Raw genomic sequence first — 920 nt, forward strand, 5'->3', positions numbered from 1 at the left:
AGCGCCCTGGCCCGGGAACACGAACACCACACCGGCACCCGTGTCCACCGCCGCGTTCCCCTGGAACACACCCGGCGCCGGCTCACCCGCCACCACAGCCCGCAACCCCGCCAGCAACTCATCACCGTCAGCGCCCGTCACCACCACACGGTGATCGAACAACGACCGCGACGTCACCAACGACCGCCCCACAGCAGCCACATCGACACCGGAATCGGCTTCTGCCCACTCCAGCAGACGCGCGGCCTGAGCACGCACCGCCTCCGCCGACTTACCCGACACCACCCACGGCACCACAGCCCCAACCAGGCCGTCCTCGGCCTCGCCCGCCATGCCCACCACACCAACCGGCTCAACCGGCTCGGCCGCTTCGAGGATGACGTGCGCGTTCGTACCCGACACACCGAACGACGACACACCCGCCCGACGCGGACGGTCACTCACCGGCCATGGAGTGGCATCGGTCAGCAACCGCACCCCGCCCTCGGACCAGTCGACCTTCGACGACGGCGCATCCACATGCAGCGTCCGCGGCAGCACCCCGTGCCGCATCGCCATCACCATCTTGATCACACCCGCGACTCCGGCGGCGGCCTGTGTGTGACCGAGGTTCGACTTCAACGACCCCAGCAGCAGAGGCCGGTCCTCCGGCCGATCCTGCCCATACGTAGCCAACAACGCCTGCGCCTCGATCGGATCACCCAGCACCGTCCCCGTGCCGTGCCCCTCCACGACATCCACATCAGCGCTGGACAGCCCCCCGTTCGTCAGGGCTTGCCTGATGACCCGCCGCTGGGCCGGACCGTTGGGCGCGGTCAGCCCATTCGAAGCACCGTCCTGGTTCACCGCGCTGGACCGCACGACCGCCAGCACCCGACGCCCCTCACGGCGAGCATCCGACAACCGCTGCACCACCAGCA

General features: G+C 69.3%; 1 protein-coding gene. It reads right to left on the reverse strand.

The window, feature by feature from the left end:
* A partial coding sequence (locus ACP4J0_RS38525) for a ketoacyl-synthetase C-terminal extension domain-containing protein (protein ID WP_426604108.1) occupies nucleotides 1-920 on the reverse strand: 920 nt, incomplete at both ends.

This window comes from Streptomyces sp. WG7 (assembly GCF_049975785.1).
GTDB lineage: Bacteria > Actinomycetota > Actinomycetes > Streptomycetales > Streptomycetaceae > Streptomyces.